The organism is Streptococcus sp. k-628 (genome assembly GCF_013277475.1).
Lineage (GTDB): Bacteria > Bacillota > Bacilli > Lactobacillales > Streptococcaceae > Streptococcus.
The window spans coordinates 1-4,471 of the sequence record NZ_VMMZ01000010.1; the positions used below are offsets into that span (position 1 = coordinate 1).

4 protein-coding genes and 2 pseudogenes are annotated in these 4,471 nt (G+C 40.4%); all 6 read right to left on the reverse strand.

The annotated features are described in order from the left end of the window. Positions 1-89 precede the first annotated feature (89 nt). Positions 90-1,481 (reverse strand): amino acid permease, encoded by a 1,392-nt coding sequence (locus HT730_RS01930; protein ID WP_173306636.1) that lies wholly within the window; start codon positions 1,479-1,481, stop codon positions 90-92. 120 nt (positions 1,482-1,601) lie between these two features. After that, entirely contained in the window at positions 1,602-2,159 is a 558-nt protein-coding gene (gene sdbB, locus HT730_RS01935) for a thiol-disulfide oxidoreductase-associated lipoprotein SdbB (RefSeq protein WP_173306637.1), read from the reverse strand. A gap of 10 nt (positions 2,160-2,169) precedes the next feature. Continuing rightward, complete coding sequence (gene ccdA2, locus HT730_RS01940) at positions 2,170-2,877, reverse strand: thiol-disulfide oxidoreductase-associated membrane protein CcdA2 (RefSeq protein WP_173306638.1); 708 nt, start codon at positions 2,875-2,877, stop codon at positions 2,170-2,172. A gap of 230 nt (positions 2,878-3,107) precedes the next feature. After that, complete coding sequence (locus tag HT730_RS01945) at positions 3,108-3,524, reverse strand: LPXTG cell wall anchor domain-containing protein (RefSeq protein ID WP_173306640.1); 417 nt, start codon at positions 3,522-3,524, stop codon at positions 3,108-3,110. A gap of 27 nt (positions 3,525-3,551) precedes the next feature. Further along, a pseudogene (locus tag HT730_RS01950) lies at positions 3,552-3,755 on the reverse strand (hypothetical protein); the annotation flags it as partial. A 255-nt stretch (positions 3,756-4,010) separates the two neighbouring features. Then, positions 4,011-4,232, reverse strand: a pseudogene (locus HT730_RS01955) (hypothetical protein); the annotation flags it as partial. Positions 4,233-4,471 lie beyond the last annotated feature (239 nt).

Consider the following 4,471-nt stretch of genomic DNA (forward strand, 5'->3'; position numbering starts at 1 on the left):
TTTGAGGTTGTAGATGAAACTGACGAAGTCAGTAACCATACATACGGCAAGGCGAAGCTGACGTGGTTTGAAGAGATTTTCGAAGAGTATTATTCTTCTATGGTAGAATGCTTATAACCATAAGTAAAGTAAATAAAACTTCCTACTAACAATGCAACTAGGAAAGCAATCCAAGTTTCCATATTATACTGTAACATAAAGGATAAACAAATGATGATTGATAAAATCGGTAACAGGGGTACCAAGGGTGTTTTAAATTCCCCAGCTTTTGGCATCCCTTTTTCTTTCCGTAAGCGAATCAGGCCGTAAGCCAGCATGATTAAGTAGGCCAAGGTACAAATGTTTAAGAAGGCTGCAATACTAGCTAGTGGGAACATTCCTGCTGCTACTGCTGAAGCTAGACCTGTCAAGATAGTCGCATTTTTGGGTACCTTGCTTGTTTTGGTCAGTTCTTTAAAGGCAGCAGGCATTAAGCCGTCACGCGCTAAACTGTAAATCATACGCGATAGGGCATAGGTCATCGAAATACAAACTGTAATCAAGGTCAAGATAGCCACTAATGACACATAGTTGGCTGCCCAACTAATCCCAATGCTACGAAGTGCAAAGGCAACGGCGTCATCGACATTTAAATGACTATAGTGAACCACACCAGTCAAGACAAGCGTCACCAAGGCATAGAGAATAGTTACGATAGAAAGCGATAAGACAATCCCTCTAGGAATATTTTTTTGAGGAGTCTTGACCTCATCTACAGCCATAGAGATGGATTCAAATCCCAAAAAACCGAAGAACATCAAGGACGCACCAGCCATAATACCAGTACTAGCACCATAGATTTGTCCAAAACCATAAGGAGCAAAATTGCTCCAATTATCAAGCTTAATATTCCAAATCCCTACTAAAACAAAGAGAGCTAAAGCGGAAAATTTCAAAATGACTAGAATCGAATTAAAGCGTAAGGCTGCCTTAGCATTTAGTAAAACAAGCGAAGTCACCAAGACCAAGACAAGAATAGGCAATAAATCAACAAATGTCCCTGCTTGAGGATTAAAGGTACCATTTAATGCCTGAGGAAGGGCTATCCCGTATTGAGAAAGCAAGCCTTTAAAATAAGCTGCCCAACCCGAAGCCACACCAGATATAGCTGTCATGAATTCCATCATGGTTAACCAGCCAGCCAACCAAGCTGGAAATTCTCCTAAAATAGCATAGAGATAACTGTAGGCACCACCTGTAGCAGGTACTCGTGAAGCAAATTCTGCAAAAAAGAGGGCTGATAATCCCACACACAAGGCAGAAATGACGATTGAAATCACTAGGGCTGGACCAGCAAGCGTTGCAGCTGCAGTACCTGTAATTGTAAAGACACCTGTCCCTACCATGGCTCCAATACCCAGCAAAATCAAATCCCATAACTTCAAATGCCTGTGCATCTCCGTTTTATCTAAACTAACATTCTTTGTTCTAAATATATTCATCTTTTTCTCCAAAATAAACTGATGATTCTATTTTACCATAAATATAGGAGATTTGTGAATATTTATAAAATGATTTTCTAAAAAAATCTGACTACATCTTGTAATCAGATTTTATCGTTTCTAGTTCATTTCTTTAAAGGCTGCTTCTGCATCCGCGTTGCTGATAGCACCAAATTGAATCTTTCCAATCTTCCCTTGACTGTCAATCAGGTATTCTGTAGGAATGCTTCGAATTTGATAAGCTTGGAAGGTTGTGGCCTTGGTATCATAAAGAACTGGGATATCCTTATAGCCTTGATCTTGGAACCATTGGGGGAATTGCTCAACAGTTTTTTCACCTTGAATTCCTGGTGCAATGACACTAAGAATTTCGAAATCACGATCTGGTTTCGCCGCTAGTTCCATCAACTCAGGCATGCTTTTCTTACATGGACCACACCATGAAGCCCAAAACTTCAAGTAAACCTTTTTACCCTTATAATCAGATAACTTGACTTCTTTGCCATCCATGGATTGTAAGGTAAAGTCTGGAGCCTCTTTTCCAACTGCTATTTGTTGTACAGTCGTTTCTTGTTTTGGCTGTTGTGGAGCTTGAGTTTTTTTAGTATCTTCCTCACCACAGGCCATCAATACAACTAATGACAAGAGACTTAAGCCAGCAAACATTACTTTTTTCATTTGTTCTCCTTTATTCAAAAATTCCAGCTAGAACATTTACTTGTCCTAGTATTAACAAAATTCCCATTAAAATAATGAGCAAACCACCAATTTTCTTCAGTAGCATCATATGACGTTTAATTTTACTAAAATAAGGCATGACTACACCTGAAGCTAGGGCCAAAACCAAGAAAGGAAGGGCCATGCCCAGAGTGTAAATGAGAGTATAGATTGCTCCTTGCCAAGCGCCATTGCCTCCAGAAGCCGCAAGTGCTAAAACAGAACTCAAAACTGGACCGATACAAGGCGTCCAACCGAAGCTAAAGGTAATACCGAGTAAAAATGCTGACCAATAACGATTGGCTTCTGATTTCTTAAAAGTAAAGCTTTTTTGAACCTCTAATTTCTTAAAATGAAAAATTTCCATCTGGTGAAGACCCAAAATGATAATAATAGCTCCCATGACATATCGAAACCAATTTGCATAGAGAATATGACCAAAGTAACCAGCACCAAAGCCTAGAATAAAGAAAATGAGAGAGATACCTGCGATAAAGCAAAGTGTTCGAATCAAGCCTGACCAGAGAACCTTTCTCCCAAATAAAGAAAAGCTTTTTGCACTTTCCTGATCATCCAATAAAATTCCAGCATAGACTGGCAGAAGAGGAAAAATACAGGGAGAAAAGAAGGACAAGACCCCTGCTAAAAAAACGGAAATTGAAAATACTATCGTTTCCAATAAAGAACCAACTTTCTTAAGATTTCTAATCCTATTTTACTATATTCAATTTAATTTGTATGCTTTCTGCTACGCAAAATCGTATCGGGAACTATTGGACTAATCTTTTCTTTTGCTAGTCAAGGTGGATTTTATCCCCCAAAATAGCCAAAAAGCAACGACAAGGGTTACTCGTCGCTGCTTTTGTGAACGGAAACGTCTTTTAGATTTGACATTTCATAACTCATGTTTTACTTGAGTTTGGCAAGGATTGCTTTAAGCTCCTCTACTAGTTTAGCTTCTGTCTCTGCTGAGCCATTTTCTTCTTTCACGAAATCAAGGGTTTCTTGGAGAATGTTTTGGGCTTTGGCAAGGACTTTTTTATCCGCTTTTTCTGCATCTAGCTGTCCGAGAACCTTGGTCAATTCCGTGCTTAATTGCTGGATTTCTGACTCTTTCTTACGGCGAACCAACCAGAAGGCAATCACTCCTAGAAGGGCAAGTAGACCGACTACAATCACTCCTGCTGGAACTGAGTTTGTTTCAGTCATCTTATCTGAATCCTTACTATCTTCCGTTCCTTGTTTGGCATCTTTCTTGTCCTGTGTAGGCTTGCTGTCGCTAGCATTTGCTTTCACATCTTTGAGAGAGTCCAAGGCAGCCTTCACAGACTCTACTGCAGTACGCAGACCTTGCTCAGTCAAGGCACTATCTTCCAGAGCTTTTTGAGCATCTAGGAGAACCGCCTTGGCTGCATCGATTTTCGGATCAGATACTGTTGCCAAAGCTTTCAAGCGTTGGTCTAACTCTTGAGTCAAGGCACGAAGTTCAGACTTATCAACTTGCTCTTGAGCTGGAGCTTGCGTGCTCGTTGAGCTAGCCGAAGTGCTTGCTGCCACTCTAGGTGCTTGAGTCGGAGCTGAACTTGGAGCTGGGGCAGGACTAGCAGGTTGACTCGGAGCAGTTGGTTGAGACGGTTGTGGAGCTGGCTCAGATGGAGCTGTTGGAGTCTCAGTAGCTCCTTGGTCTGGCTGAGTAGGAGTAGAAGGTTGAGGTTGATCTGCTTGTGGAGTATACGGTGGTATGTAAATTCCATTCAAAGATTCTTTAGCTAGTTTTAGATTATCCCTAGCTTCATCAACTGCTTTTTGAGAAGCATATACATCATCTAAAACAGCCTTAGCTTGTTCTATAGCTTTATCAAAAGCATCTTTCTTATCTTTGTCAGCATTGTGATACTTGTAACTTAGAACCGTGTTGGTTGCCTCATCTACTAAACTTCGAAGCGTACTCTTGGCTGAGAATTTCGTCTCAGTACTATTTGCAGTAACTTTTCCGGTTTGACGATTTACGTCATAGGTAGTCACGCGTTTCATGACATCATCGCCTTGTTTATAGTATTCTGTCTTATCTGCGACACTCGTTATACCTGGGTTGCCTAAACTTTCAGGGCTTACAACTTCTTCATCTTTGGTAGGATTTTCTGTAACAGTTCCGTCAGTAGAATTTACAGTGTAATGAGTCGTTTGTTTCACGATGTTATTATCGCGTTTAATATATTCTACCTTATCTTTAGCGCCATTTGCAGTATGAACAGTCTCAGTACTATTTGCAG